The following is a 25,924-nucleotide window of genomic DNA, read 5'->3' as shown; positions in this document are numbered from 1 at the left end:
GCGGATACGGCATCCAGTTACCCGGTCTTGATATGCCTACCAAGATTTTGACAGCGGTCGATACCGTTCGCAATATCACGAACGGCATGAAGGGAATAATACAAGGTCGGATTAGCGCACAGCGCGTAATCCGACAACACCCTGAAGCATGCAATACCAGATTTACACCTTCAAAAATTCTTCTTTCCCACCCAGCCAGCGCGCCAGGTGCGCTTCCACGGTAGCGGCGGCGGCCGCCGTGGTGGCGTGCAGCAAATCGTGCGCCACGTCGCGCGCCTGGTCGACCAACCATTGATCCGTTTCCAGGTCGGCGAAGCGCAGCATGGCCTGGCCGGACTGGCGCGCGCCGAGGAACTCCCCGGGGCCGCGGATTTCCAGGTCGCGGCGGGCAATTTCAAAACCGTCCGTCGTTTCGCGCATGGTCATCAGGCGCTGGCGCGCCACGCCGCCCAAGGGGCCTTGGTACAGCAGCAGGCAAACGCTGGCCGCCGTGCCGCGACCCACGCGGCCGCGCAACTGGTGCAGCTGCGACAGGCCAAAACGCTCGGCATGCTCGATCACCATCAGCGAGGCGTTCGGCACGTCGACGCCTACCTCGATGACGGTGGTGGCCACCAGCACATGGATATCGCCGGCGATGAAAGCATCCATCACTTCCTGCTTTTCCGCCGGCTTCAAACGGCCGTGCACGAGGCCCACCTGCAGCGCTGGCAGGGCTTCGGCCAGCATCATGTAGGTGTCGGTGGCCGTCTGCAACTGCAGCGCTTCCGATTCCTCGATCAGCGGACAGACCCAGTACACCTGCCGGCCCTCCAAGGCGGCCGCGTACACGCGGGCGATGACTTCGTCGCGCCGGTTCTGGTCGATGGCGCGCGTGACGATGGGGCTGCGTCCCGGCGGCAGCTCGTCGATCACCGACACTTCCAGGTCGGCGTAATACGTCATGGCCAGGGTGCGCGGGATGGGCGTGGCCGACATCATCAACTGGTGCGGCACGGCCGCGCTGTCGCCCTTGTTGCGCAGGGTCAGGCGCTGGCCCACGCCGAAGCGGTGCTGCTCGTCGACGATCACCAGTCCCAGTTTGGCAAACAGCACGTTATCCTGGATCAGCGCATGCGTGCCGATCACCAGCTGCGCTTCACCCGATTCGATCAAGGCCAGCGCCGCCGTCTTTTCCTTTTTCTTCAGGCTGCCCGTCAGCCAGGCGACCTTCACGCCCAGCGGCTCCATCCAGGCGGCGATCTTGCGGAAGTGCTGTTCGGCCAGGATCTCCGTGGGTGCCATCAGCGCGGCCTGGTAGCCGCTGTCGATGGCTTGCGTTGCCGACAACGCCGCCACCACCGTCTTGCCGCTGCCGACGTCCCCTTGCAGCAAGCGCTGCATCGGATACGGCTGGTGCAGGTCGGCGCGGATTTCCTCGAGCACGCGGGCCTGCGCGCCCGTCAGCTTGAAGGGCAGGGCGGCGCCAAAGGCATGCGACAGGGTGCCGACGATGGGCAAGGAGGCGGCGCCTTTCGAGCGGCGTGCGCGCTGGGCGCGTTTCAGCGACAGCTGCTGCGCCAGCAGCTCATCGAACTTCATGCGCACCCAGGCCGGGTGCGAGCGGTCCATCAGCGCGCTTTCATCGATCTCCTGCGGTGGGTAGTGCAGCAGGTGTACGGCGGCACGGAACGGCGACAGCTGCATCTGGCGCAACAAATCGTCAGGCAAGGTATCCTGCCAGTCGATGCGGCGCATGGCATCGGCGATTTCGCGCCGCAGGACGTGCTGCGACAGGCCTTCGCCGGACGGGTAGACGGGCGTCAGGGCCGTGGGCAGCGGTGCGCCCTCGTTGACCACTTTATACGTCGGGTGCACCATCTCGGCGCCGAAAAAACCGTGTTTGAGTTCGGCGCGCGCGCGTACCCGCGTGCCTTCGGCCAGTTGCTTGACCTGGCTGCCATAGAAATTCATGAAACGCAGCAGCAAATTGCCCGTTTCGTCGGCGATCGTCACCAGCAATTGCTTGCGCGGCTTGAAATTGACTTCGCACTTGGTGACGATGCCCTCGACTTGCCAAGACTCGCCACCGCGCAGGCAGGCGTCGCGGATGGTGTAGACACGGGTCTCGTCCTCGTAGCGCATCGGCAGGTGCAGCACCAGATCCATATCCGTGCGCAGGCCCAGTTTGGCCAGCCGGCTTTCCGTGCTGACCACTTTTTTGGCGGCTTTCGGCTTCGTGGGCAGCTTGGCTGCGGGAGGAAGATCAGGCTTTGGATCGGACATATGCAAGGTTTTGGTGCCGCTAGCGTAAAATAGAGGGTTGTCCGGCACACCCTGTGCGTACCGCAGTCATAGTATTGCGGCGGATTATTGTAATGCCTGTATAGGCGCACAGTATAGTGCCAGATGTTCCATTGCGCACTCCTAATCATTTTTGACGTACTTTTGAAGCAAAACGCATGTATTCGCTTTCCGATTTCGATTTTAATTTGCCGCAAGAAAACATTGCGCAAACTCCGTTGGCCGAGCGCAGCGCCTCGCGCCTGTTGCATCTGGACGGCGATACCCTGGTCGACCGCCAGTTCGCTGACATCGTCGGGCTGTTGCAAGCGGGCGACCTGCTGGTGATGAACGATACGCGCGTGTTGAAAGCGCGTTTCTTTGGCGTCAAGGAAAGCGGCGGCAAGATCGAGGCGCTGGTCGAGCGCGTGCTCGATGAGCGTACCGTGCTGGCCCAGGTGCGCGCGTCGAAGTCGCCGCCGCCCGGTTGCCGCATCCGCCTGGCAGACGCGTTTGACGTCACGGTGGGCCAGCGCGCCGGTGAATTCTTTACCCTGCATTTCGAAGCCGACGTGTTCGAGCTGATCGAGGCGCATGGCCGTTTGCCGCTGCCGCCCTACATCGAGCACGATGCGGACGCATTCGACGAAACGCGCTACCAGACTGTCTTCAACAGGGTGCCGGGTGCTGTCGCCGCGCCAACGGCCGGCTTGCATTTCGATCAGGCCCTGCTTGATCAACTGAAGGCCAAGGGCGTCAACTTTGCCTATGTGACCCTGCACGTGGGCGCGGGCACCTTCCAGCCCGTGCGCACGGAGGTGCTGGCCGAACACAAGATGCATACCGAGTGGTACACCATGCCGCAGGACACCGTCGACGCCGTGCGCGCCGCGCAACTTGCCGGGCGCGACGTGGTCGCCGTCGGCACGACCAGCTTGCGCGCGCTGGAATCGGCCTCGCAAAGCGGCCAGCTGGTGGCGGGCAGCGCCGATACGGCCCTGTTCATCACGCCCGGCTATGCCTTCAAAACGGTGACGCGCCTGATTACCAACTTCCATTTGCCGAAGTCGACCCTGCTGATGCTGGTGTCGGCTTTTGCCGGCTATGCGCCGATCCGCAGCGCCTACGCGCATGCGATCGCGCAGAACTACCGTTTCTTCAGCTATGGCGACGCGATGCTGCTCACCACGCAATCGCGCGCTGCGCTGAACCTTGATACTCCCGTGAAAGACTGACCATGCTGGAATTTACACTACTCAAGACCGACACGAGCGGCCTGACCAAGGCACGCCGCGGCACCTTGAAACTCAACCATGGCGTCGTGCAGACGCCGATCTTCATGCCAGTGGGCACTTACGGCACTGTCAAGGCGATGTCGCCGCTGGAACTCAACGAGATCGACGCGCAGATCATTTTGGGCAACACCTTTCACTTGTGGTTGCGTCCAGGCAACACCGTCATGGAAAAATTCGGCGGCTTGCACGGTTTCATGGGCTGGAACAAGCCGATTTTGACCGATTCCGGTGGTTTCCAGGTGTTTTCGCTGGGCGCCATGCGCAAGATCACGGAAGAGGGCGTGCATTTCAATTCGCCCATCAACGGCGATAAATTGTTCCTCTCGCCGGAAGTGTCGATGCAGGTGCAGCGCGTCCTGAATTCCGACATCGTCATGCAGTTCGACGAATGCACGCCGTACGAAATCGAAGGCCGTCCGGCCACCATCGAGGAAGCGGCCAAGTCCATGCGCATGTCCTTGCGCTGGGCGCAGCGCTCGAAGGACGAGTTCCACCGTGGTGAAAACCCGAATGCGCTGTTTGGCATCGTCCAGGGCGGCATGTTCGAAATGCTGCGCGACGAGTCCCTGGCCAAGCTGGAAGAGATCGATTTCCCCGGCATCGCCATCGGCGGCCTGTCCGTGGGCGAGCCGAAGGAAGACATGATGCGCATGCTGGCCCACGTGGGCCCGCGCCTGCCGGCCAACAAGCCGCATTACCTGATGGGTGTGGGTACGCCGGAAGACCTGGTGGCCGGTGTGTCGAACGGCATCGACATGTTCGATTGCGTCATGCCGACGCGTAACGCCCGCAATGGCTGGCTGTTTACCCGTTTTGGCGATATCAAGATCAAGAACGCCAAGTACAAGGAAGACCAGGCACCGCTGGACGAGACCTGCAGCTGCTATGCCTGCCGCAATTTCTCGCGCGCCTACCTGCACCATTTGCACCGCTCCAAGGAAATCCTCGGCGCACGTCTGAATACCATCCACAACCTGCATTACTACCTGGACTTGATGCGCCAGATGCGTGAAGCGCTGGACGAAGACCGTTTCCATGCGTTTACCCTGCAATTCCATGCGGAACGCGCACGGGGAACTTAAGAAATGCTTAGGTTCATGGGCCGCGAGGCCCTGAGCCGATGTTTTCGAGATTGGTGCTTGGACTGGGGCGATAAAGCATTGCATAATGCTTTTTTAGCCCCAATTGAAGTTGCCATGCCTGCAATTCCGGGGATGGCCTTTTGCCAATGCTAGAATACAGCGCTGTTTTTTCAAACTGATTAGAACTGGAGTCACCGTGTTTTTCATTTCCAACGCTTATGCGCAAGACCCAACCGGAGCCCTGGGCCTCGGCGGCAACCTGACCAGCTTCCTGCCGCTGGTATTGATGTTCGTGGTCATGTATTTCCTGATGATCCGCCCACAGCAAAAACGCGCCAAAGAACAACGGGCGATGATGGATGCGCTGGCCAAGGGTGACGAAGTCGTCACCGCCGGCGGCATGCTGGGCCGTGTTGTCAAGGTAGTGGACGCTTACGTCACCATCGAAGTGGCGAGCGGCACCGAAGTCACGGTGCAAAAGAGCTCCATTACCACCTTGCTGCCTAAAGGCACCCTGAAGGCACTGTAATTCCTCGCTGTCATTGCTTCGGCAATGATGACCGGGGCGGCTACCCGCCGCCCTTCGCGACGCCTCCGACGCTCAACACTGAACGCTGAATCACTATGAATCGCTATCCTGCCTGGAAATACATCATCATCGTCGTCGCCTTATTGCTGGGCGCACTCTATACGGCGCCCAATTATTTCGGTGAGTCACCGGCGCTGCAAGTAACCAGCGGCAAGTCGACTGTCAAAGTGACGGGCGAGCTGATGACGCAAGTCGAGCAAATATTGACGAAAGAGAACGTCAAGTCGGAAGGTGTCACCATGGATGGCGCCGGCAATCTCGCCTCCGTGCGCGCGCGTTTCGCCGATCCCGATACCCAGTTCAAGGCAAAACTGGTGCTGGAAAAGGACCTGAACCCCGATGCCAGCGATCCCGCGTACATCGTGACGGTCAATCTGCAAGCCAATACGCCGATGTGGATGCAGAAATTGCATGCCTTGCCCATGTACCTGGGCCTGGATTTGCGCGGTGGTGTGCACTTCCTGATGCAGGTCGATGCGAAAGCCGTACTGAACAAGAAAGTCCAGGGCGTCCAGTCCGCCGCGCGTAGCGTGTTGCGTGACAAGAATATCCGCCACGCCGGCATCGAGCGCGTGGGCGACAGCGTGCAGATCAACTTCCGCGACGCTGAAACGCGCCTGAAGGCCAAGAATGTCCTGTCCGACCAGATGACGGAACTGGCGTTCGCCGATGCGGGCGAAGGCAGCGATTTGAAACTGAACATCACCCTGAAACCGGCGGCCCTGAAGGCGACCGTCGATGAAGGTGTGAAACAAAATATCTCCACCTTGTCCAAGCGCGTCAACGAGCTGGGCGTAGCCGAGCCGCTGATTCAGCAGCAAGGCCCTGACCGCATCGTGGTGCAATTGCCTGGCGTGCAGGACGTGGCCCGCGCGAAAGCCATCATCGGCCGCACGGCAACCCTGGAAGTGCGCCTGGTCGATGAAAGCATCGTGCCTGGCACCGAACTGTCGAGCGCCATCCCATTCAACTCGGAACTGTTCACTGTCGGCAAGGGCGTCCCTGTCGTGCTGGCGAAAGACGTGATCCTGACGGGCGACTATATTTCCAGCGCCACAGCCAGCTTCGACCAGAACCAGCAAGCGGCCGTGTCGATCGACTTGAACGGCGACGGCGGACGCAAGATGCGCGAAGCGACGCGCGAACGCGTGGGCAAGCGCATGGCCATCGTGCTGTTTGAAAAAGGCAAGCCGGAAGTGTTGTCGGTTGCGACCATTCAGCAGGAACTCGGTTCGCGCTTCCAGATCACCGGCATGGGCGGCGCCGAAAACGCGAATGAACTGGCGCTGCTGCTGCGCTCGGGTGCCCTGTCCGCACCGATGACCGTCATCGAGGAACGCACGATCGGACCGCAACTGGGTGCGGAAAACATCGCCAAGGGCTTCCACTCGACCTTGTACGGCTTCATCGCCATCGCCATCTTCATGATCGCCTACTACATGCTGTTCGGCGCCTTCAGCGTGCTGGCGCTGGCCGCCAACCTGCTGTTGCTGATCGCTTTGCTGTCGATGATACAGGTGACCCTGACTTTGCCGGGTATCGCCGCGATCGCGCTGGCGCTGGGTATGGCGATTGACGCCAACGTGCTGATCAATGAACGTATCCGCGAAGAGCTGCGCGCCGGCAATACGCCGCAAGCGGCGATCGCTGCCGGTTTCGACCGCGCCTGGGCCACGATTCTCGACTCGAACGTGACCACCCTGATCGTCGGCCTGGCGTTGCTGGCCTTCGGCAGCGGTCCCGTGCGCGGCTTCGCTGTCGTGCATTGCCTGGGTATTCTGACCTCGATGTTCTCCTCCGTGTTCGTCTCGCGCGGCGTGGTCAACCTCTGGTATGGCCGCAAGAAAAAGCTGACGACCTTGTCGATCGGCACGGTGTGGGTGCCGGGCATCAGCAAATAAGCCACGGCCCCGACTCACCCAATAGCGTCAACAGCGATAGCGTCCGGTGGCACAGCCGCCGGACGCACAGAATAGAACTCAGAGGATTTCATGGAATTTTTCCGGATCAAAAAAGATATTCCCTTCATGCGCCATGCGTTGATTTTCAACGTGATTTCGGCCGTGACCTTCCTTGCCGCCGTCTTCTTCCTGTTCCACAAGGGCTTGCACCTGTCCGTGGAATTCAAGGGCGGCACCCTGATGGAGGTGAAATACCCCAAGGCGGCCAATCTCGAAGGCATACGCGGCACCCTGATCGGCATGGGCTATGAAGAACCGGGCGTGACCAGCTTTGATACGGCGCGCGACGTGATGATCCGCCTGCCGGTGGAAAAGGGCGTCAGCGCCGCGAACACGTCGCAGCGCGTGTTTGACGCCCTGTGCAAGGCCGAGCAAGGCACGACCAAAGATATCGATACCGTCACTGCAAAGGGTGAGCATGTGCTCAAGAGCGCGTGCATGGACACGGCCGGCAACGAGGCAGTTGTCTTGCAGAAAGTCGAATTCGTCGGCCCGCAAGTGGGCGACGAACTGACGCAGAACGGCTTGAACGCGCTGGTGATGGTGATTATCGGCGTGATGATCTATCTGGCCATCCGCTTCGAGTGGAAGTACGCTGTCTCTGCCATTATCGCCAACTTGCATGACGTGGTGATCATCCTGGGCTTCTTCGCCTTCTTCCAGTGGGAATTTTCGCTGACGGTACTGGCGGCGATCCTGGCGGTGCTGGGCTACTCGGTCAACGAATCGGTGGTGATTTTTGACCGTATCCGCGAAAACTTCCGCAAGCAGCGCAAGGCGACCGTGCATGAAGTGATCGACAGCGCGATCACCAGCACCATTTCGCGTACCATCATCACCCACGGTTCCACCCAGATGATGGTGCTGTCGATGCTGATCTTCGGCGGCCAGACCCTGCACCATTTCGCACTGGCGCTGACCATCGGTATCTGCTTCGGTATTTACTCGTCCGTGTTCGTCGCGGCCTCGATCGCCATGTGGCTGGGCGTCAAGCGCGAAGACTTGATCAAGCCGGTCAAGGAAAAAGACGAAACCGACGGCGCCGTGGTGTAAGCGCAGGGCTTTTTGCAGGTTGAATGAAGAACGATCACCGTTTGCGGTGGTCGTTTTTTTTGTGGTGGATGACGATGAAGCGTTTTTTATGCGTAGGTGTAATGGCGGGCGTGACGGCGTCGGCCGGCGCCGCCGATTTCAGCCGCACTGGCAGTGACAGCATCGCCATGCGCGGCCCGATTGCCGAAGGCGACGTGGACAAGCTGCGGCTGCTGGCCGCGCCCGGCACCGCGCTGTTGCGCGTGAATAGCGACGGTGGCGATCCGCAGGCAGCCATGCAGCTGGGCCGCTATCTGCGCCAGCAGCAGTGGCGCCTCGCCGTCGACACGGTGTGCGCGGGCAGCTGCGCCCTGTATGTGTTCCCGGCCGCTCGCTACAAAAGCATACCCGGTGGCGCCGTGCTGGCGCTGCAGGAATCGGCTTTCCTGCGCGCGCAGGCTGGTCCGGCGCACATGCGCCGCAGCCTTATCGAGGTGGGCGTGGTGGCCGATGAGCTGGACCGTGAAACAGCGGCGCTGGCGGCACAATTGGCCGACACGGCGGCGCTGGAAGCGGCGTTTGCCGCCGAGCTGGGCATTGCCCCCGCCTTCTATCGCGATTTCCGGCAAGTGGCGGCGCAGGCCGATAGCGTGCGCCAGCGTTTTCCCGACCAGGAGGCGGCCGTCTACTGGTGGCCCGCCGCCGCCCGGCTGCAGCGCTGCTACGGCATTGCCGGCGTGAAAGAGGGCACGCGCGCGGCGCGCCTGGCGCCTGACGGCTATCTGTACGTGCCGGCCCTGTCGGCGCTGGTCATGGGCGACCAGGCTTTGCAGGCCTGTCCATGAGCCGCAGCGGTCGTCTATTCCTGTTGATGGACGCCATGCGCGCCAGGCGGGTACCGGTGACGGCGGCCCAGCTGGCGCAGCAGCTGGGTGTCTCCGAACGCACGATTTACCGTGATATCCAGACCCTGGCCGAACTGGGCGCGCCCCTGCAGGGCGAGGCCGGCATCGGCTATGTGCTGCGCCGCGGCGCCTTCTTGCCGCCGCTGATGTTCGGCGCCGATGAACTGGAGGCGCTGGTGCTGGGCGCGCGCTGGGTGCGCCGGCAAGGCGATGCGGGTCTGGCGCAGGCGGCCAGCAATGCCCTGGCGAAGATTGCGGCCGCCTCGCCGCGCGACCTGCGCGACAGCATGGCCGAGACCAGCTTGTGGGTGCCGCTGGGGCGCCCCGCCGAGGGTACGCAGCCGGCCGACCTTTACGTGCAGCCGGTGCGCGAGGCCATCCGTTATGAACAGAAGCTTACCCTGGCTTACCAGGATGAGCATGGCAGCGTCACCTCGCGCACGGTATGGCCGTTTGCCCTGGCCTTTTTTGACGCTAAGCGCTTGCTGGCCGCCTGGTGCGAGCTGCGCGGCGATTACCGGCATTTCCGCATCGACCGCATCGCCAGCGTGCAGCGGCATGAGGAGCGCTATCCCACGCTCCGCCATGTGCTGTTGGATACCTGGCGCAAGGCGCACGATATTGACCCGGAATCCTGAGATTCGCTCCTGACAAAAACTGTCAGTGAGGGCGACTACGATGGTGACTTCTTCACTCACCGGAGCTATCTATCATGCGCCTGTATCACCACCCCATGTCCTCGAATGCCCGCCGCGCGCTGATGACGGCGATCCACCTCGGCCTGCCTCTGGAACTGGCGGAAGTCGACCTGATGAATGCGGATGACCGCCGCCGCCTGGCCGAGCTCAATCCAAACGGCAAGGTGCCCGTGCTGGCCGATGGCGCTTTCCTGCTGTGGGAATCGTGCGCCATCATGCAATACCTGGCCGAGCAAGTGCCGGGCCAGACGATCTATCCTTCGGCGCCGCAAGCGCGCGCCGACGTCAACCGCTGGTTGTTCTGGGCGGCGCAGCACTTTGCGCCGGCCATCGGCGTGCTGGCCTGGGAACGCGCGTGGAAAGGCATGACGGGCAATGGGCCGGCGGATCCGCTGGAAGAGGCGCGCGGCGAGCACGAGCTGCATGCATGCGCCGTGGTGCTGGACGCGCATCTGGCGCAGCGCAGCTGGCTCAGCGGAGACGATGTGACCCTGGCCGATTTCGCCGTGGCCGCGCCGCTGATGTACAGCGAGGCGGTGCGGCTGCCGCTGGCGCAGTACCAGCATATCCAGGCGTGGTTTGCCCGCGTGCGGCAGTTGCGCGCCTGGCAGGAGACGGAAGTGGAGCTGTTGCCGGGATAATCTGCGCGCTAAGTGTGTCAGCGCACGGAGCCAGCGCGGCGCACCGCATAAGATAGGGCTGTCTCTTTCAGGACATCCCTAGCTTTGGACTTTACCCGCTTTCGAGCGGGTTTTTTTTGTCTGGCGCTTTTTGTCCTGTGTTACTGGCATCTGTTGTTGATAGTGAGCGCTTGCATTTTGCGCGTGGAATACATCAATGCACGAGCACCTTCAGCAGCGACTGCACTTCATCGTCCGATTCTTCCATGATGCTCGATAGGGTCGCATCGCCGATCACGCAATCGATGCTGCCGGCGGCGCGGGCGGCGCGCACGGCGATGGCGGCCGGGCTTTCGTTGAGGGGCGAAGCCACCGGCGCCAGGTCATTCGCCAGCAGCAGGGTGTCGCCCAGCGATTCGGGCGGGATGGCGCGCAAGCCTTCCCACAGCGCAGCGATGGCGCCCATCACCGCTTCCGGCACCTTCAGTTTGGTCAATACGCCATGGCCGATGGCTTGTTCGCCATGTTCTACCCAGTCTTCCGGCTCGCCGTCGAGGATGCCGGGGAATTCGGCCGCGCGCGACAGCAGATAAAACCCGCCCACCTCATGCATGATGCCGGCAAACAGGGCCGTATCAGGGTCGACCTTGGTGACGCGGCGGGCCAGGACCTGCGACAGGGCTGCCACGTGAGCCGTATGCTCCCACAGCTGGTTGGCCTTCGCTTGCAGCACCGGATCGGTGATGGTGCTGCCCAGCTGGCGCACGATCAGCGATGCCACCACCGACTGCAATGTACGCACGCCGAGCCGCTGCACGGCGTTGCGCACGCTGGTGATTTCATTGCCGGAGCGGTTGAACGCTGCGGAATTGGCGATGGCCACCGTGCGCGCGGCCAGCAGCGGGTCGGCCTGCACCAGCTTGGCGGCGGCCTCGATATGGCAGTCGGGATCGGCCAGCGCCTCTTGCAGCTTGAGCGAAGCGTCCACATTGGCAGGAAAGGTCAGCTCGCCACGAGCGGCTTGTGCGGCGATGCTTTTAAAGGCGTCGAGTCTGTTCATTGAAAAAATTATACTCGCAATATTTCCGTGCGGAACTTTTTAAGCGTGATCTTTTCGCATACAGCTGAGCAACAGGCAAGCAAATGCCCTGTAAACGGAAAAAGACATGCCGCAGTGTAGGCGGCATGCCCCTTTTTGATAATGCGAGCGCTATCAGTCAGCTTCGCTGAAGATCGCGTCGCAGCCTTCAACCAGCTCGTCGCTGTCTTCCAGCTCATCCGTCAAGCCCAGGTCGAACAATTCCTCGACCGCGTTCATGAAGCTGTTGTGCTTGGTCGCACCGATCAGGCGGTAGATTTCGCCGTCTTCGTTGCGCACGCCGATGATCAGTTTTTCCTGGCGCACCAGTTCCGGCGTGCTGGCGTTGAGCAGCAGGTTACCGATGATGTGTTTATCGAAATGAGCGGCTTTTTTGCCTTCGAGCAATGAGGTTTTCAACTTGGTTTCCTTTGTCTTGTTTGAATGTATTGTTTGAATGTCTGTGCTTGGTGAATGCTCAGCCGTGGCCGTTGGCGATGGCGTGTTTCAATCCTGTCAGGGTGGTTTCCAGCCGCATGAAATCGTCTTCGGTATAGCCGTCGAACAGGTGCTGGCCCTGCTTTGTCAGCTTGGGGAACACGTCATGGAACACCTGTTCGCCCTCGCAGCTCAGGCGCACGTAATAGGAACGCTTGTCACGTGGACAACGTTCGCGTATCACCAACCCCTTTTGTTCCAGCCGGTCCACCACGCCCGTCAAGGTACCTTTGGTAATCAGGGTTTTCTGCCCCAGTTCCTTGTAGGACATGCCGCAGGTGTTGCCGAGCGTGGCAATGATGTCGAATTGCGCATGCGTCAAGCCGTACTGGCGCACAAAGTCGCTAGAAAACCGCTCGAAGCCTTGCATGCATTCGGCCAGCAGCCGGATACTTTTTAAATATCGTTCACCCATGGGAGTGATTATATCCTTCCGCTCCGCTTTTTTCCGCCGCGCCAGCATGCGCCCTTGCATGAGGGGCTCGATGGGGCGGAAGTCCGGTATCATGTGCGCAACTCAGCCCTTGCCCCAGGCCCGCCTCGCCGATGTCCTTCGCTAATCTTTCCCGTATCGGCCTCGACAAACCGCTGCGTTTGCTGCTGGTGCATGCCGGCGATGCCGAGTCGATCACCTGGGCCGGCCTGGTGCAGCCGCTGCGCCTGTGCGCGCGGGCACTGGGGCCGGACGCCCTGCAACTGGACGTGCGCACGCCGGAACAGGTGGCCGCGCAGGGCGGCAACTGGCATATCGCGCTGCTGGTGGCCGACGAAACGGAGGCGCCGCTGCGCGCCGAGCTGTGCCGGGCCGTGATCGAGCGCTGCCGCTCGGCGCCATTCTGGGGCGGCGTGGGCGCGGCCGTGCTGTGGCTGGCCGACGCGGGCGTCATGGATGGCGTGCGCATCGCCTTGCCGTGGGCCCTGTACGCGGATGCGGAAGCGAAGGCAGAACGGGCCATTTTGACCCCGCACCTGTTCGACATCGACGGCCCGCACATCACCTGCTGCGGCGGCGCGGCCAGCATCGACTTTTCGCTGACCCTGATCGAGACCATCTTTGGCGCCGACGTGCAGGCGCTCGTCAAGGAGGCGCTGTGCGTGGACAAGGTGCGCGGCAAGGAAGAGCGCCAGCGCGTGGCCTTGCAGGCGCGTTTCGGCGTGCTGCAGCCGAAATTGTCCGAGGCGGTGACCTTGATGGAAGCCAATATCGAAGAGCCGCTGTCGACGGACGACATCGCCAGCCTGGTGGGTTTGTCACGGCGCCAGCTCGAGCGCCTGTTCAAGCAATACCTGGGTAGCCTGCCATCGCGTTATTACCTGGAGCTGCGATTGCAGCGCTCCAGGCAACTATTGCTTGATACACATTATTCCATCGTGCAAGTTGGCCTGATGTGCGGCTTTTCTTCCGGCTCGCACTTTTCCACGGCCTTTGGCACCCTGTTTGGCAATACCCCACGCGAAGAGCGACAGCGCAAGCTGATGCCGCCGGTTTAGCCAGCATCCAGGCAGCTGTGATGAATTGTGAAAATCCTTGTCGCAGATTCAAAAGAGTTTTAGCATCCCGCTTTTTATAATGCAGTACACACGTAGCTGTCGTAGCTGCGGAGTACCTAACATATTGATGGGGAAATGCTATGAATGCCAAGCTTGATTCGACCGTAACGGCTCGTCCAGTCACCCGGGAAACCTTTGACCAGGTCCTCGTTCCTACCTACGCCCCTGCAGCCATGGTGCCCGTGCGCGGTTCCGGACTGGATCTGTGGGACCAGTCGGGCAAGCATTACCTCGATTTCACCTCCGGCATCGCCGTCAACAGCCTGGGCCACTGCCATCCGGTCCTGGTTGACGTGTTGACCAAGCAAATCAATAATTTGTGGCATTTGGGCAACGGCTACACCAACGAGCCTGTCCTGCGCCTGGCGCTGGCCCTGACGGAAGCGACCTTCGCCGACCGCGCCTTCTTTTGCAACTCGGGCGCGGAAGCCAACGAAGCGGCCCTGAAACTGGCGCGCAAATACGCCCACACCAAGTTCGGCGCGCACAAGTCGCGCATCATCTCGTGCTTCAGCTCCTTCCACGGCCGCACCTTGTTTACGGTCTCCGTCGGCGGCCAGGCCAAGTACACGGAAGGCTTCGAGCCGCTGCCGCCATCGATCGACCACATCGCCTACAACGACATCGAAGCGGCGCGCGCCGCCATCGGCGATGACGTGTGCGCCGTGATCGTCGAGCCGGTACAAGGCGAAGGCGGCGTGGTGCCGGGCAATCCGGAATTCCTCAAGGAACTGCGCGCCCTGTGCGACAAGACCGGCGCCCTGTTGATTTTCGACGAAGTCCAGTGCGGCATGGGCCGCACTGGCGCGTTGTTCGCCTACATGGGCTATGGCGTCACGCCGGACATCCTGACGGCCGCCAAGGCGCTGGGCAACGGCTACCCGATCGGCGCCATGCTGACCACCAATGAACTGGCACAAACCCTGGCCGTCGGCACCCACGGCACCACCTACGGCGGTAACCCGCTGGCCGCCACCGTGGCCCTGAGCGTGCTGGAAACGATCAACACGCCAGCGTTCCTGGCGCGCGTGAAAGATGCGAGCGTCAACACCATCGCCATGCTGCAAGGCTTGATCACGGATTACCCGCAAGTGTTCTCCATCGTGCGCGGCAGCGGTTTGCTGCTGGGCCTGGTAGTCACCGATGCCTTCAAGGGCCGCGCGAAAGACATCCAGAAAGCGGCCGAAGCGCAAGGCTTGATGGTGCTGATCGCCGGCATGGACGTGGTGCGCCTGGCGCCGGCCCTGATCGTCTCGGACGAACAGATTGCCGAAGCGGGTCGTTTGCTGCGCGCGGCCATTGACGGCATGCTGAAAGCCTGAGGCTAGCCTCGCTCCCTGTTTGATCACCGGCCCGCCGCTTTGCTGCGGGCCGGCTTGGTTCTACCCCAGCATCGTCAGCATTGAAGGAGTACCCATGTATGTTGTCCGTCCGGTAGAAATTGCGGATATTGCAGCCCTCGAAGCGCTGGCCGCGGTAACCATGCCGGGTGTCCATACCCTGCCGAAGACGCGCGAGAAAATCGCCGCCTCCGTCGAGCGCTCCATCGCCTCGTTTGCCGCCCATGTCGACATCCCCAGCGAAGAGTCGTATCTCTTCGTGCTTGAATCCCTGCCCGACAAGACCATCTTCGGGACGGCCGCCATTTTCGCCTCGGCCGGCTCGAACGGCACCTATTTTTCCTTCCGCAACGACGTCATCCAGCAAGTCTCGCGCGACCTGAACATCAGCCACAGCGTGCATGCGCTGACCCTGTGTTCCGAGTTGACGGCGTACTCGCAGCTGTCCGGCTTCTACGTGCGCAACATGGAGCAGGCGGGCCTGGAAGCGGCCCTGCTGTCGCGCGCGCGGCTGCTGTTTGCCGTGCTGGCACCGCACCGCTTTGGCGACCGTTTCTTCGTGCCGCTGGCCGGCATCACGGACACCAACGGCCAGTCGCCGTTCTGGGATGCGCTGGGCCGCAAGTTCTTCCAGATGGATTTCCTCGATGCCGAAAAAGTCATCGGCGGCGCCCGCAACCGCACCCTGATCGTTGAACTGATGCCGCACTACCCCGTGTATGTGCCGCTGCTGCCCGGCGACGCGCAGGCGGCCATGGGCCAGATCCACCCGAGCGGCGAACTGGCGTTCAATTTGCTGACGGAAGAAGGCTTTGAAGCCGACGATTACATTGACATCTTCGATGGCGGCCCGATCCTGCAAGCGCACAAGCATGCGCTGCGCTCGTTTACCGGCTCGCTCACGCGCCGCGTCGTCGCAGGCGTCACGCCCAGCCGCACGGGCCTGAAAGTGCATTACGCGGTCGCATCCGGCGCGGAGCGCAACTTCCGCGCCGTCACCTTCACCTGCGATGCGCTCGAAGCGCAGGACACCGTCGGCTTGCCGGCCGACCTGCTCGAGGCGCTGGCCGTGGCCGAAGGCGACAGCGTCATTTGCGTGCGCATTTAACCGAGAGAACATTATGCTAGTAGTACGCGCCATCAACGCTTCTGACCTGGACGCCCTGTACGGCTTGGCCAGCCAGGTCGGCACCGGCATGACCACCCTCAAGCCGGACATGAAAATGCTGGGCGACCGCCTGGCCATTGCCTGCGCTTCCTTCGCCGAAACCATCCCGCCCGAAAAGCGCGACTACATGTTTGTCATGGAGGATACGGATACGGGCCGCCTGGCCGGCGTGTGCGCCATCAAGGGCGCCGTGGGCCTGGAAGAGCCGTTCTATAACTACCGCATCGGCACCCTGGTCCATTCGAGCCGCGAACTCGACGTGTTTACGCGCATGGAAACGCTGTACCTGTCGAACGACCTGACGGGCAGCACGGAACTGTGCTCGCTATTTTTGCACCCCGATTACCGCAGCGGCAACAACGGCAAGCTGCTGTCGAAAAGCCGCTTCCTGTTCATCGCCCAGTTCCCGCACCTGTTCACGGAAAAACTGATCGCCGAAATGCGCGGCTACCAGGCGCCGGACGGCAGCTCGCCGTTCTATGAAGGCCTGGGCCGCCACTTCTTCAAGATGGATTTCCACCACGTCGACGACTTGACGAGCCTGGGGAAAAAATCCTTCATCGCCGAACTGATGCCGCGCCAGCCCATGTACGTGGCCTACCTGCCCGACGAGGCGCAGGAAGTCATCGGCAAGGTGCATCTGAGCACGGCGCCCGCGCGCCGCCTGCTGGAACAGGAAGGCTTGCACTTCGAAGGCTATGTCGACATTTTCGACGCCGGTCCCGTGCTGCAGGCGCGCGTCTCCGAACTGCGCGCCATGCGCGACAGCATGCCGGCCGTGCTCGACGCCGAGGCTGCGCCTGACGTGTGCGGCGACCTCGCCCAGGCCGAGCCTTACCTGGTGTCGAACACCGACCTGAAAGATTTCCGCATGATCGTCACCGGCGCGAATCCGCACAGCGGCAAACTCGCGCTCGATAACGATGAACTGCATCTGCTGCGCTGCCATCACGGCGACACCGTGCGCACCTTGTCACTCAACCCGAGGAAGCATCCCCATGTCTAAATCGTCCGACCTTCATTCATCTACCGCAGCATCGAACTTCATCAACGGCGCCTGGCTGCCAGGCACGGGCCGTGAACTGCTCACCATCGATCCGTCGAACGGCAAGCAGACCTGGGCCAGCCTGGAAGCGACGGAAAACGAAGTCGAACAGGCTTGCCAGGCGGCCCGCGCCGCCTTTGCAGCGTGGGCCGATACGCCCGTCGAAGAACGCATCGCCATCTGCGTGCGCTTTCGCGAACTGCTGAAGGAACATGCGGAAGCACTGGCGCTGCTGATCTCGGAAGAAGTGGGCAAGCCCTTGTGGGAGTCGCGCACGGAAGTGGCCACCATGGCCAACAAGATCGATATCTCGGTGCAGTCGTACAATGCGCGCACGGGCATCGCGCAAAGCAAGATCGCCGACGGCGACGCCGTGCTGCGCCACCGTCCGCATGGCGTGTTCGGCGTATTCGGCCCGTACAATTTCCCTGGCCACCTGCCGAATGGCCATATCGTGCCGGCCCTGATCGCCGGTAACACCATCGTCTTCAAGCCCAGCGAATATGCGCCGCGCACGGCCATCAAAACCGTGCAGCTGTGGCAGCAGGCTGGCTTGCCGAATGGCGTCGTCAACCTCGTCAACGGCGGGCGCGATACGGGCGTGGCGCTGGGTGCCAATGCGCACCTCGACGGCGTGCTGTTTACGGGTTCCTGCCAGACGGGCATCAGCCTGCACCGCCAGTTCGGTGGCCAGCCGGGCAAGATGCTGGCGCTGGAAATGGGCGGCAACAACGCCCTGGTCGTATGGGATGTGAAGGACGTGGACGCGGCCGTGCACCACGCGATCTTTTCCGCCTTTGTCTCCGCCGGCCAGCGCTGCACCTGCGCACGCCGCCTGGTGGTGCAGGATAACGCTGCCGGTGCCGCTTTTGTGGCGCGCCTGGTGGAAGTGGCGGCGAAACTGGGCATCGGCGCTTCCGACGCCCAGCCGCAGCCATTTATGGGCCCTGTGGTATCGAGCGCCGTGGCCGCGCGCCTGGTGCAGGCGCAGGCGGACATGGTTGCCAAGGGCGGCACCACCCTGCTGCAGATGCGCCAGCTGAATCCCGAGGCGGGCTTTGTCACGGCCGGTATCGTCGACGTTACCGATGCCAAGGGCATCCCCGACGAAGAGTGGTTCGGTCCACTGCTACAAGTGATCCGCGTGGCCGATTTCGACGCCGCGCTGAAGGTTGCCAATGCCACCGAATTCGGCCTCGCCGCCGCCTTGTTGTCCGACGATCCTGCCCTGTGGCAAACCTTCCAGGTCCGCGCGCGCGCCGGTATCATCAACTGGAACCGTCCCACCACGGGAGCGGCCAGCACGGCGCCGTTCGGCGGTATCGGCAAGTCGGGCAACCACCGTCCGAGCGCTTATTACGCGGCCGATTACTGCGCCTATCCGGTCGCTTCGATCGAGAACAGCGTATTGGAAATGCCGGCCAAGCTGTCGCCCGGCCTGACTTTTTAAGGAATCCTCATGCACAGCACGCGCGAATACAACTTTGACGGTCTGGTCGGCCCATCGCATAACTACGCCGGGCTCTCGTTCGGCAACGTGGCCTCGTTCAGCAATGTGAAAAGTGCCTCCAATCCGAAGCAGGCCGCCTTGCAGGGCCTGGCCAAGATGCGCGCGCTGGCGGCACGCGGCTTTGCGCAAGCCTTGCTGCCGCCGCAGGACCGGCCCAATTTCCGCCTGCTGCGCAGTATCGGCTTCACGGGGACGGACGCCGAAGTGCTGGCGCGCGCCTACAAGGAGTCGCCCGTCATCCTGGCATGCGCGTATTCCGCTTCGCCCATGTGGACGGCGAATGCCGCCACGGTCAGCCCGTCGGCGGACACGCAGGATGGCCGCGTGCATTTCACGGCCGCCAACCTGAATAACAAGCTGCACCGCGCCTTCGAGCACGCGCAGTCGGCGCGCAGCCTGCGCGCCATTTTCAGCGACGGCAAGCACTTCGCCGTGCATGACGCGCTGCCATCGACGCCCGCCTTTGGCGACGAGGGCGCGGCCAACCACACGCGTTTGGGTGCGAACCACGGCGCGCCATCCGTTGAGTTGTTCGTGTATGGTCGGGTGGAGTTCGATCCTTCCGCGCCGTCGCCGAAGCGCTACCCGGCGCGCCAGACCCTGGAAGCATCGCAAGCCGTGGCGCGCCTGCATGGCCTCGATGCGAAACGCACCGTGTACGTGCAGCAGAATCCGGACGTGATCGACCAGGGCGTGTTCCATAACGATGTCATCGCCGTCGGCAATGGCAATGTACTGTTCTATCACGAGCAGGCGTTTGCCGATGAAGGGGAAAGCCTGTCGCATTTGCGCCGTGCCGTCGCCGCCACGGGGGCGCAACTGGACGCGCTGCGCGTGGACACGGGGCAGGTGCCGATCGCCGACGCCGTCAGCAGCTATCTGTTCAACAGCCAGTTGCTGACGAAAGAGGGGGGCAAGATGGCGCTGGTGATCCCGCAGGAATGCCAGGAAAACCGCGCCGTGTCGCACTACCTGGAAGGCCTGGTGGCCAGCGGAGGTCCCATCGATGAACTGATTCATTTCGACCTGCGCCAGAGCATGCGCAACGGCGGCGGGCCCGCCTGCCTGCGTTTGCGCGTGGCCCTGACGGAAACCGAAGCGCGCGCCATGCACCAGGGCGTGATCATGACTGAAACGCTGTACCATCGGCTGGTGCAGTGGGTGGAAAAACACTACCGCGACCATCTGGAGCCGGGCGACCTGGCCGATCCGCAACTGGCGCTGGAAGTGCATGCGGCGCTTGAAGAATTGACGATCATCCTCAACTTACCGGGATTGTATGACTTGTAGGCGATAGAAAATACACAGAAAAAATCCGAGACAGACTATTCGCAACATAGAATTGGACGGGCGACCCCCGTCTCTTGACACCGCTGCCGCCCAGCCACAAGCCCGAACGACAGCGTTGGACATTCACATTACCGTAATGGAGATGCAAGATGAATCACACGCCACAAGATTTGCGTACACAAACGCTGGAGCTGATTAACGCGGCTGGCAATGCAGGCAAGGCGGCAGCGCCTGTCGTGCAACTGGTGCAGGCATGGCTGGACTCGCTCGACGCCGAAGACCTGGCCGATATCGCGCCCGACAGCCTGGCGCCTGTGCTGGTCGACGGTTTCACGCAAGCGGCCAAGCGCGCGGGCAGCGGCTGCCAGATCGCCACTCTGCGTTATGCGGACGGCCGTGGCGGCATGGCGAGCGCCCTGCTGATCCTGAACGAAGACATGCCTTACCTGGTCGACTCCATCGTCATGGCCATGCGCCGCCAGCATCTGGCCGTGCGTGGAGTGATGAATACCGTGCTGCCCGTGCGCCGCGCCGCTGACGGCAGCGTCGAAGCGGTGCGCCAGTCGGGCGACCCGCTCGAATCGTATGTGCTGGTACTGCTCGACGAAGAGCTGGCGCCGGAAGCCCTGGCTGCGCTGGTCGCCGCCCTGGAGACGGTCGCGCGTGACGCCTTTGTCGTGCGTCGCGATGCCGCCGCCATGAGCGAGCGCCTGGCCGCTGTCGCCACGACCGCTTCCCAGCATGGCGAAGAAGGCGCGGAAGTGGCCGCTTTCCTGGAGTGGGCCCGCAGCGGTGGCTTTGAAGTGTTCGGCTATGCCTACTACCGCGTCAAGCCTGGCGTACGCGAACTCGAACGCGACATCCCGAGCCGCGTCGGCGTGCTGCAGGATACGGCGCACCCAGTCTACGGCACCTGCCTGGCGAATATCCCGGGCGACTTCGACACCCTGGCCAAGCGCGAATCGGCGCTGTCCATCGTCAAGGCCGACGTGGCGGGCACCCTGCACCGCGACCAGCAACTGGACTTCATCGGTGTGCGCGACATGGATGCGCAAGGTGCGATCCTGGGCGAGCATTGCTTCGTCGGCCTGTTTACCCGCGCCGGTAATTCCACCCCGCTGGCGGCGCTGCCGTTTGCGCGCGGCCGCGTGGCCAAGGTATTGAGCCTGGCCGGCGTGCGCCAGCAAGGCTTCCGCGCCGAGAAATTCCGTGAAATCCTTGAGTCCTTGCCGCGCACGGAAGCGCTGGAAGCGGACCTCGACTGGCTGGCGCAAGTGTGCGGCGCCGTCGTCTCGCTGTACAAGCAGCCGCGCACCAAGGTCTTTGCGCGCCGCGACGTGTATGCGCGCCACCTGAACGTGCTGGTCTACCTGCCGCGCGAGCGTTACAGCGCCAGCGTCGCATCGAGCCTGGCAAAAGCGCTGCAAGCCAGTTCCGGCGCCACGCATGTGAGCATGCAAACCCTGGTGGCCGACGGCCCCCTGGCGCGCGTCTACCTGATCGCCCACGCCGCGCGCTACCCGCTGGACCTGGAAACGGATATCGAACAGCCGCTGCTGGGCGTGCTCGATGGCTGGCATAACGGCTTTGCCGCCGTGGCTGACGCCGTGCCCGACGTGTCCCTGCGTACCAGCCTGCGTAAACTCTGCGCTACCCTGCCGCTCGATTACGTGGCAGCCACCGCGCCGGCCGTCGCCTTCCGCGACCTCGACACCATCTTGCGCAATACCGACCCATCGCATGTGGCCGTGCGCATCGAGACGGGCGCCGTTACCACGATTCGCCTGTACTCGGCCAACAAGGTGCCGCCGCTGTCGACCATCCTGCCGGCACTGCACAATGCGGGCGTGGCCATCGACCGGGAACAGGCGTACTCCGTTTCGCTGTCCGACGGCACGCGCTATTTCGTCACCAGTCTGACGGTCGATGCCGCCAGTGCGGCGAAACTGGCGCAGCCATCCGTCGTCGCCGTGGCGCAGGAACTGTTTGCCGCGCTGTTCAACGACACGGCCGAAGATGGCCGCCTGAATGGCCTGGTCATCGAAGGTGGTTTGTCGACGCGTGAAGTGCAGCTGGTGCGCGCCTACACCAGCTACTGGCGCCAGACGGGCAGCCGCTTCTCGGTGCGCTACATCGCCGAAAGCCTGCGCAAGCAGCCAGCTCACGTGAAAGCCCTGGTCGAGGCCTTCCTGCAACGCTTTGATCCCTCGCTGTCCGACGCGCAGCACGCGGCCGCCCTGGAGACGATTGCCACCATCAAGGCCGGCCTGCCATCCGTGAACCACGCCGACACCGAGGAAATCCTTGGCGCGCTGGCCGACCTGATGGCAGCGACCCTGCGCACCAGCTACTTCCAGAACAATCAAGCCGGTGACAAGATCATCTTCAAATTCGATACCAGCAGCCTGGCGCTGGTGCCGGAACCGCGTCCGTACCGCGAGATTTTCGTCTTCTCGCGCCGCTTTGAAGGCGTGCACCTGCGCGGCGGCCCTGTCGCCCGTGGCGGCTTGCGCTGGTCCGACCGCATGGAAGATTACCGCACCGAAGTCCTGGGCCTGGTCAAGGCCCAGATGGTGAAGAACGCCGTCATCGTGCCGGCCGGCGCGAAGGGTGGCTTTGTCTGCAAGATGATGCCGAAGGACGCCGTGCGCGAAACCATCGCGGCAGAAGGCGAAGCCGTCTACCGCCTGTTCATTTCCAGCTTGCTGGAAGTGACGGACAACCGCTCGCTGGGCAATATCGTCCCGCCAGTCGATACCGTCTGCTTCGATGACGCCGACCCTTACCTGGTGGTCGCCGCCGACAAGGGCACGGCCACGTTCTCGGACATCGCCAACGGCATCGCCGTGCAGCGCGGCTTCTGGCTCGGCGACGCATTCGCTTCGGGCGGCTCGAACGGCTACGACCACAAGAAACTGGGCATCACCGCCAAGGGCGCATTCGAAGCCGTGAAGCGCCACTTCTATGAAATGGACCACGACCTGAACACCACGCCGATCACCATGGTCGGCGTGGGCGACATGTCGGGCGACGTGTTCGGCAACGGCGTATTGCTGTCGCGCCAGTTGAAACTGGTGGCCGCATTTGACCACCGCCACATCTTCCTCGACCCGACACCGGACGTCGCCGTCTCGTTCGCCGAGCGCGCGCGCCTGTTCGCCTTGCCGCGCTCTTCGTGGGACGACTACAACAAGGACTTGATCTCGGCAGGCGGCGGCGTGTATCCGCGCTCCGCCCGCAGCATCGAGCTGTCGCCGCAGATCCGCGCCGCGCTCGATATCGCAGAAACCTCTCTGCCGCCGGAAGAACTGATGCACCGCATCCTGAAGTCGCCCGTGGACCTGTTCTACAACGGCGGTATCGGTACCTACATCAAGGCTTCGACGGAAACGCACGCACAGGTGAAGGACCGCGCGAATGACCATATCCGCGTCAGCGGCAATGAGCTGCGCGTGAAGGTCGTGGCCGAAGGGGGAAATTTGGGTGCGACGCAGGCTGGTCGCATCGAATTCGCGCTGGCGGGCGGACGCATCTTCACCGATGCAATCGACAACTCGGCTGGTGTGGATTGCTCGGACCATGAAGTGAACGTGAAAATCTGGCTGGACGTGGAAGTCAATGCGGGCAAGCTGACGGAAGCCGAACGCAATCGCGAGCTGTATGCGATGACGGACGACGTCGAACGCCTGGTCTTGCGCGACAACACGCAGCAGACGCATTTGCTGGTGCGCGAGTTGCAGGCGCAAAGCGAAAGCGCCGTGCAGGATGGCTATGCCGCCCTGATCGCCAGCCTGGAAGAAGAAGGCGCTCTGTCGCGCGAACTGGAGCAATTGCCTTCGGTAGCCGAACTGGCACGCCGCAAGCTCGATAACCGTGGCTTGACCACGCCGGAACTGGCGGTGGTGATCGCCAACGTGAAGAACCGCTTCAAGCGCATCCTGTCCGCGCTGCCGTTGACGGATGAAACGTGGGCCGAGCCGGTGCTGAAACCGTACTTCCCATCCTTGCTGGTGGAAACGCGTTCGGCGCTCGACCACCCGCTGGCTAACGCCATCCTGGCGACCGTGCTGGCCAATGAAGTGATCAACCGCTGCGGCCCGCTGATGATCCGCAACCTGGCGGCGGAACATGGCGTGGACGAATCGACCGTGATCCTGGCCTGGGGCCAGGCCTGGGTGGCACTGAACCTGGCGCCCGTGTTCGACGCGCTCGATGCCGATGCGCTGACGATTCCACGCGAAGTGTCGATCAAGGTCGACGCGCAAACGCGCGTGCTGCAGCAGACGATGATCGCCGGCGTCCTGTCCGTGCCTGCCGAGCAGTTGCGCGGCGCCGGCCTGGCCGAACTGACTCGTTTGTTTGGCGCGGAATCGAAGCGCGAGCTGCTGCAAGCGGTCGGCATCAAGTCGGAAGCGGCGCTGGTGCCGGGCTTGACGCCAGCCTTCGTGCAGGCGTGGGATGCGGTCGACGCGCTGGAAGTCGTCGCCGGCTTCCTGTTCCCGGCCCTGTCCGTGCCGCGTCCTGCCTCGATGGACCTGGCCGCCTTCCTGCAAGTGGGCCTGGCCCTGCGCAGCCAGGCGGGCATCGATACCCTGGAACGTGGCCTGAAGCTGGCCGCGCAAGGCAAGTCGCAGGAGCAGTTGCGCAACTACGCGCAGCAAGCCCTGCGCCGCACGCAACAGCGCTTGCTGACGCAGGTGCTGGCGCGCGCCGAGCAAGGCAATGCGGGCCAGGCCGTCGATGCGGTGACGGGCGCGCTGGGCTTGTCGGCCTATGTGGCGGCGACGGAACTGGAGCAAGCCATGCTGGACGTGTGGACGCTCTCCGAGGCTGTGAATAAAGTGACAGTGGAAGCGGCGGTGTAATGACGCAAGAAGTACTACAAGTTGGGCAGGGCGCTGGCGGCTTGCCGCCAGCCGTGCAGGCGCTGGCGCAGGCCGATTTCAGTGGCGTGGCGCAGCTGTTCGCCGACGCCGGTTTCACGGTGGCCTTGCCGGCACCCGGCATGCTGCAAGTCGTCAAGCCGGGAGAAGGGCGCGCCAGCGTGGCCATCTCGGTGGGCGTGCATGGCGACGAGACGGGGCCGATCGAAGTGCTGGCGCATCTGCTCGACGCCCTGTCGCGCGATGCGTCGACGTTGGCTGTCGACCTGCTTGTTTGCGTGGGCAATGTCGATGCGATCCGGGCCGGCAAGCGTTTCATCGACGCCGACCTGAATCGCATGTTCCGCCCCGTGCGGGGGAGCCTGGCGCAGGCGGCGGAAAGCGCACGCGCCGATGAAATGATCGCTGCGACAAAAGCGTTCTTTGAAGCGGCGGGACCCGTGCGCTGGCACCTGGATTTGCACACGGCCATCCGGCCTTCCGTGTACCCCACGTTTGCCATCGTGCCGGACCTGGTGGCCGACGACGCCAAGGCGCAGCTGATAGCCTGGCTGGGCCAGTCGGCCATCGGCGCCATCATCATGAACCCGCAGTCGGCCGGCACCTACAGCTATTACTCGGCCGAGCATTTCGGCGCGGCCGCCAGCACGGTTGAACTGGGCCGCGTGGGCACCCTGGGGCAGAACGATTTGTCCCTGTTCGATGACGTGTCGCGGGCGCTGGATGGCTTGCTGCGCGGCTTGCCTGCGCAAGCCGTCAAGGCCGCGCCGCATGTGTTCAAGGTGGCGCAGGAAATCATCAAGCACAGCGATGAGTTCCGCATGGCTTTTGATCGCAGCACGCAGAATTTCACGTCCCTGCCGCAGCATGCCGTGATCGCCAGCGATGGCGACCATGTGTACACAGTGCAGCACGCGGAAGAGTTGGTGGTGTTTCCGAACCCGGACGTGCGCGTGGGCTTGCGCGCGGGGCTGATGGTGGTGCGTACTTCCTGATCGACCAGCCATCACGCAGTATCAAAGGCGCCAGCCGGGGAAACCCGCTTGGCGCTTTTTTTATGGAAAAGATGCCGCGCAGAAATAATTATCCATTAGGCAATCAACTGGTTTAAAATATT

At 62.7% G+C, this 25,924-nt stretch carries 20 protein-coding genes; 16 read left to right on the top strand and 4 right to left on the bottom strand.

Features of this window, described 5'->3' with window-relative positions; all coding sequences use genetic code 11:
- Positions 1 to 162 precede the first annotated feature (162 nt).
- Complete coding sequence (recG, locus tag ACQ4WS_RS08215) at positions 163 to 2,265, bottom strand: ATP-dependent DNA helicase RecG (protein WP_436475250.1); 2,103 nt, start codon at positions 2,263 to 2,265, stop codon at positions 163 to 165.
- A 176-nt stretch (positions 2,266 to 2,441) separates the two neighbouring features.
- Here recG and queA point away from each other — a divergent pair, with 176 nt between their 5' ends.
- From queA to ACQ4WS_RS08175, 8 genes are all read left to right on the top strand, one after another.
- Positions 2,442 to 3,497, top strand: a complete 1,056-nt coding sequence (queA, locus tag ACQ4WS_RS08210) for a tRNA preQ1(34) S-adenosylmethionine ribosyltransferase-isomerase QueA (RefSeq protein ID WP_436475248.1) — start codon at positions 2,442 to 2,444, stop codon at positions 3,495 to 3,497.
- A 2-nt stretch (positions 3,498 to 3,499) separates the two neighbouring features.
- Positions 3,500 to 4,639, top strand: a complete 1,140-nt coding sequence (gene tgt, locus ACQ4WS_RS08205) for a tRNA guanosine(34) transglycosylase Tgt (RefSeq protein WP_071075171.1) — start codon at positions 3,500 to 3,502, stop codon at positions 4,637 to 4,639.
- Positions 4,640 to 4,835: 196 nt separating this feature from the next.
- On the top strand, positions 4,836 to 5,168 hold the full coding sequence (gene yajC / locus ACQ4WS_RS08200) for a preprotein translocase subunit YajC (RefSeq protein ID WP_436475246.1): 333 nt from the start codon (positions 4,836 to 4,838) through the stop codon (positions 5,166 to 5,168).
- A 95-nt stretch (positions 5,169 to 5,263) separates the two neighbouring features.
- Entirely contained in the window at positions 5,264 to 7,129 is a 1,866-nt protein-coding gene (gene secD / locus ACQ4WS_RS08195; RefSeq protein ID WP_436475245.1) for a protein translocase subunit SecD, read from the top strand.
- 90 nt (positions 7,130 to 7,219) lie between these two features.
- Positions 7,220 to 8,242 (top strand): protein translocase subunit SecF, encoded by a 1,023-nt coding sequence (gene secF / locus ACQ4WS_RS08190; RefSeq protein ID WP_436475243.1) that lies wholly within the window; start codon positions 7,220 to 7,222, stop codon positions 8,240 to 8,242.
- 74 nt (positions 8,243 to 8,316) lie between these two features.
- Complete coding sequence (locus ACQ4WS_RS08185) at positions 8,317 to 9,066, top strand: hypothetical protein (protein ID WP_436475242.1); 750 nt, start codon at positions 8,317 to 8,319, stop codon at positions 9,064 to 9,066.
- Positions 9,063 to 9,764, top strand: coding sequence for a helix-turn-helix transcriptional regulator (locus tag ACQ4WS_RS08180; protein WP_436475241.1), 702 nt, complete (start codon positions 9,063 to 9,065; stop codon positions 9,762 to 9,764). Before ACQ4WS_RS08185 ends, ACQ4WS_RS08180 begins: the two co-directional genes overlap by 4 nt.
- 74 nt (positions 9,765 to 9,838) lie before the next feature.
- Positions 9,839 to 10,465, top strand: a complete 627-nt coding sequence (locus tag ACQ4WS_RS08175; RefSeq protein WP_436475239.1) for a glutathione S-transferase family protein — start codon at positions 9,839 to 9,841, stop codon at positions 10,463 to 10,465.
- A gap of 193 nt (positions 10,466 to 10,658) precedes the next feature.
- Here ACQ4WS_RS08175 and ACQ4WS_RS08170 read toward each other — a convergent pair whose 3' ends face one another.
- The 3 genes from ACQ4WS_RS08170 to ACQ4WS_RS08160 all read right to left on the bottom strand — a co-directional run bounded on the left by ACQ4WS_RS08170 (position 10,659) and on the right by ACQ4WS_RS08160 (position 12,435).
- On the bottom strand, positions 10,659 to 11,504 hold the full coding sequence (locus ACQ4WS_RS08170; protein ID WP_436475237.1) for an HDOD domain-containing protein: 846 nt from the start codon (positions 11,502 to 11,504) through the stop codon (positions 10,659 to 10,661).
- 153 nt (positions 11,505 to 11,657) lie between these two features.
- A complete protein-coding gene (locus ACQ4WS_RS08165) occupies positions 11,658 to 11,942 on the bottom strand; it encodes a hypothetical protein (protein WP_436475235.1) in 285 nt (94 codons plus the stop codon).
- A 58-nt stretch (positions 11,943 to 12,000) separates the two neighbouring features.
- On the bottom strand, positions 12,001 to 12,435 hold the full coding sequence (locus tag ACQ4WS_RS08160) for a MarR family winged helix-turn-helix transcriptional regulator (RefSeq protein ID WP_436475233.1): 435 nt from the start codon (positions 12,433 to 12,435) through the stop codon (positions 12,001 to 12,003).
- Positions 12,436 to 12,566: 131 nt separating this feature from the next.
- On the opposite strand from ACQ4WS_RS08160, the gene ACQ4WS_RS08155 reads away from it, so the two are divergent.
- From ACQ4WS_RS08155 to ACQ4WS_RS08120, 8 genes are all read left to right on the top strand, one after another.
- Complete coding sequence (locus ACQ4WS_RS08155) at positions 12,567 to 13,511, top strand: GlxA family transcriptional regulator (protein WP_128141651.1); 945 nt, start codon at positions 12,567 to 12,569, stop codon at positions 13,509 to 13,511.
- 140 nt (positions 13,512 to 13,651) lie between these two features.
- Positions 13,652 to 14,893, top strand: coding sequence for an acetylornithine/succinylornithine family transaminase (astC, locus tag ACQ4WS_RS08150; protein ID WP_436475231.1), 1,242 nt, complete (start codon positions 13,652 to 13,654; stop codon positions 14,891 to 14,893).
- 94 nt (positions 14,894 to 14,987) lie between these two features.
- On the top strand, positions 14,988 to 16,019 hold the full coding sequence (locus ACQ4WS_RS08145; RefSeq protein WP_436475229.1) for an arginine N-succinyltransferase: 1,032 nt from the start codon (positions 14,988 to 14,990) through the stop codon (positions 16,017 to 16,019).
- A gap of 13 nt (positions 16,020 to 16,032) precedes the next feature.
- A complete protein-coding gene (astA, locus tag ACQ4WS_RS08140; protein ID WP_436475227.1) occupies positions 16,033 to 17,085 on the top strand; it encodes an arginine N-succinyltransferase in 1,053 nt (350 codons plus the stop codon).
- Positions 17,078 to 18,574 (top strand): succinylglutamate-semialdehyde dehydrogenase, encoded by a 1,497-nt coding sequence (astD, locus tag ACQ4WS_RS08135; protein WP_436475226.1) that lies wholly within the window; start codon positions 17,078 to 17,080, stop codon positions 18,572 to 18,574. Before astA ends, astD begins: the two co-directional genes overlap by 8 nt.
- 9 nt (positions 18,575 to 18,583) lie before the next feature.
- Complete coding sequence (gene astB, locus ACQ4WS_RS08130; protein WP_436475224.1) at positions 18,584 to 19,924, top strand: N-succinylarginine dihydrolase; 1,341 nt, start codon at positions 18,584 to 18,586, stop codon at positions 19,922 to 19,924.
- 149 nt (positions 19,925 to 20,073) lie between these two features.
- Complete coding sequence (locus ACQ4WS_RS08125) at positions 20,074 to 24,789, top strand: NAD-glutamate dehydrogenase domain-containing protein (protein ID WP_436475223.1); 4,716 nt, start codon at positions 20,074 to 20,076, stop codon at positions 24,787 to 24,789.
- Positions 24,789 to 25,802, top strand: a complete 1,014-nt coding sequence (locus ACQ4WS_RS08120; protein ID WP_436475221.1) for a succinylglutamate desuccinylase — start codon at positions 24,789 to 24,791, stop codon at positions 25,800 to 25,802. Before ACQ4WS_RS08125 ends, ACQ4WS_RS08120 begins: the two co-directional genes overlap by 1 nt.
- Positions 25,803 to 25,924: the final 122 nt, after the last annotated feature.

This window comes from Janthinobacterium leeuwenhoeki, assembly GCF_051380795.1.
Classification (GTDB): Bacteria; Pseudomonadota; Gammaproteobacteria; order Burkholderiales; family Burkholderiaceae_D; genus Janthinobacterium.
This window is presented reverse-complemented; position numbering and strand designations above follow the sequence as displayed.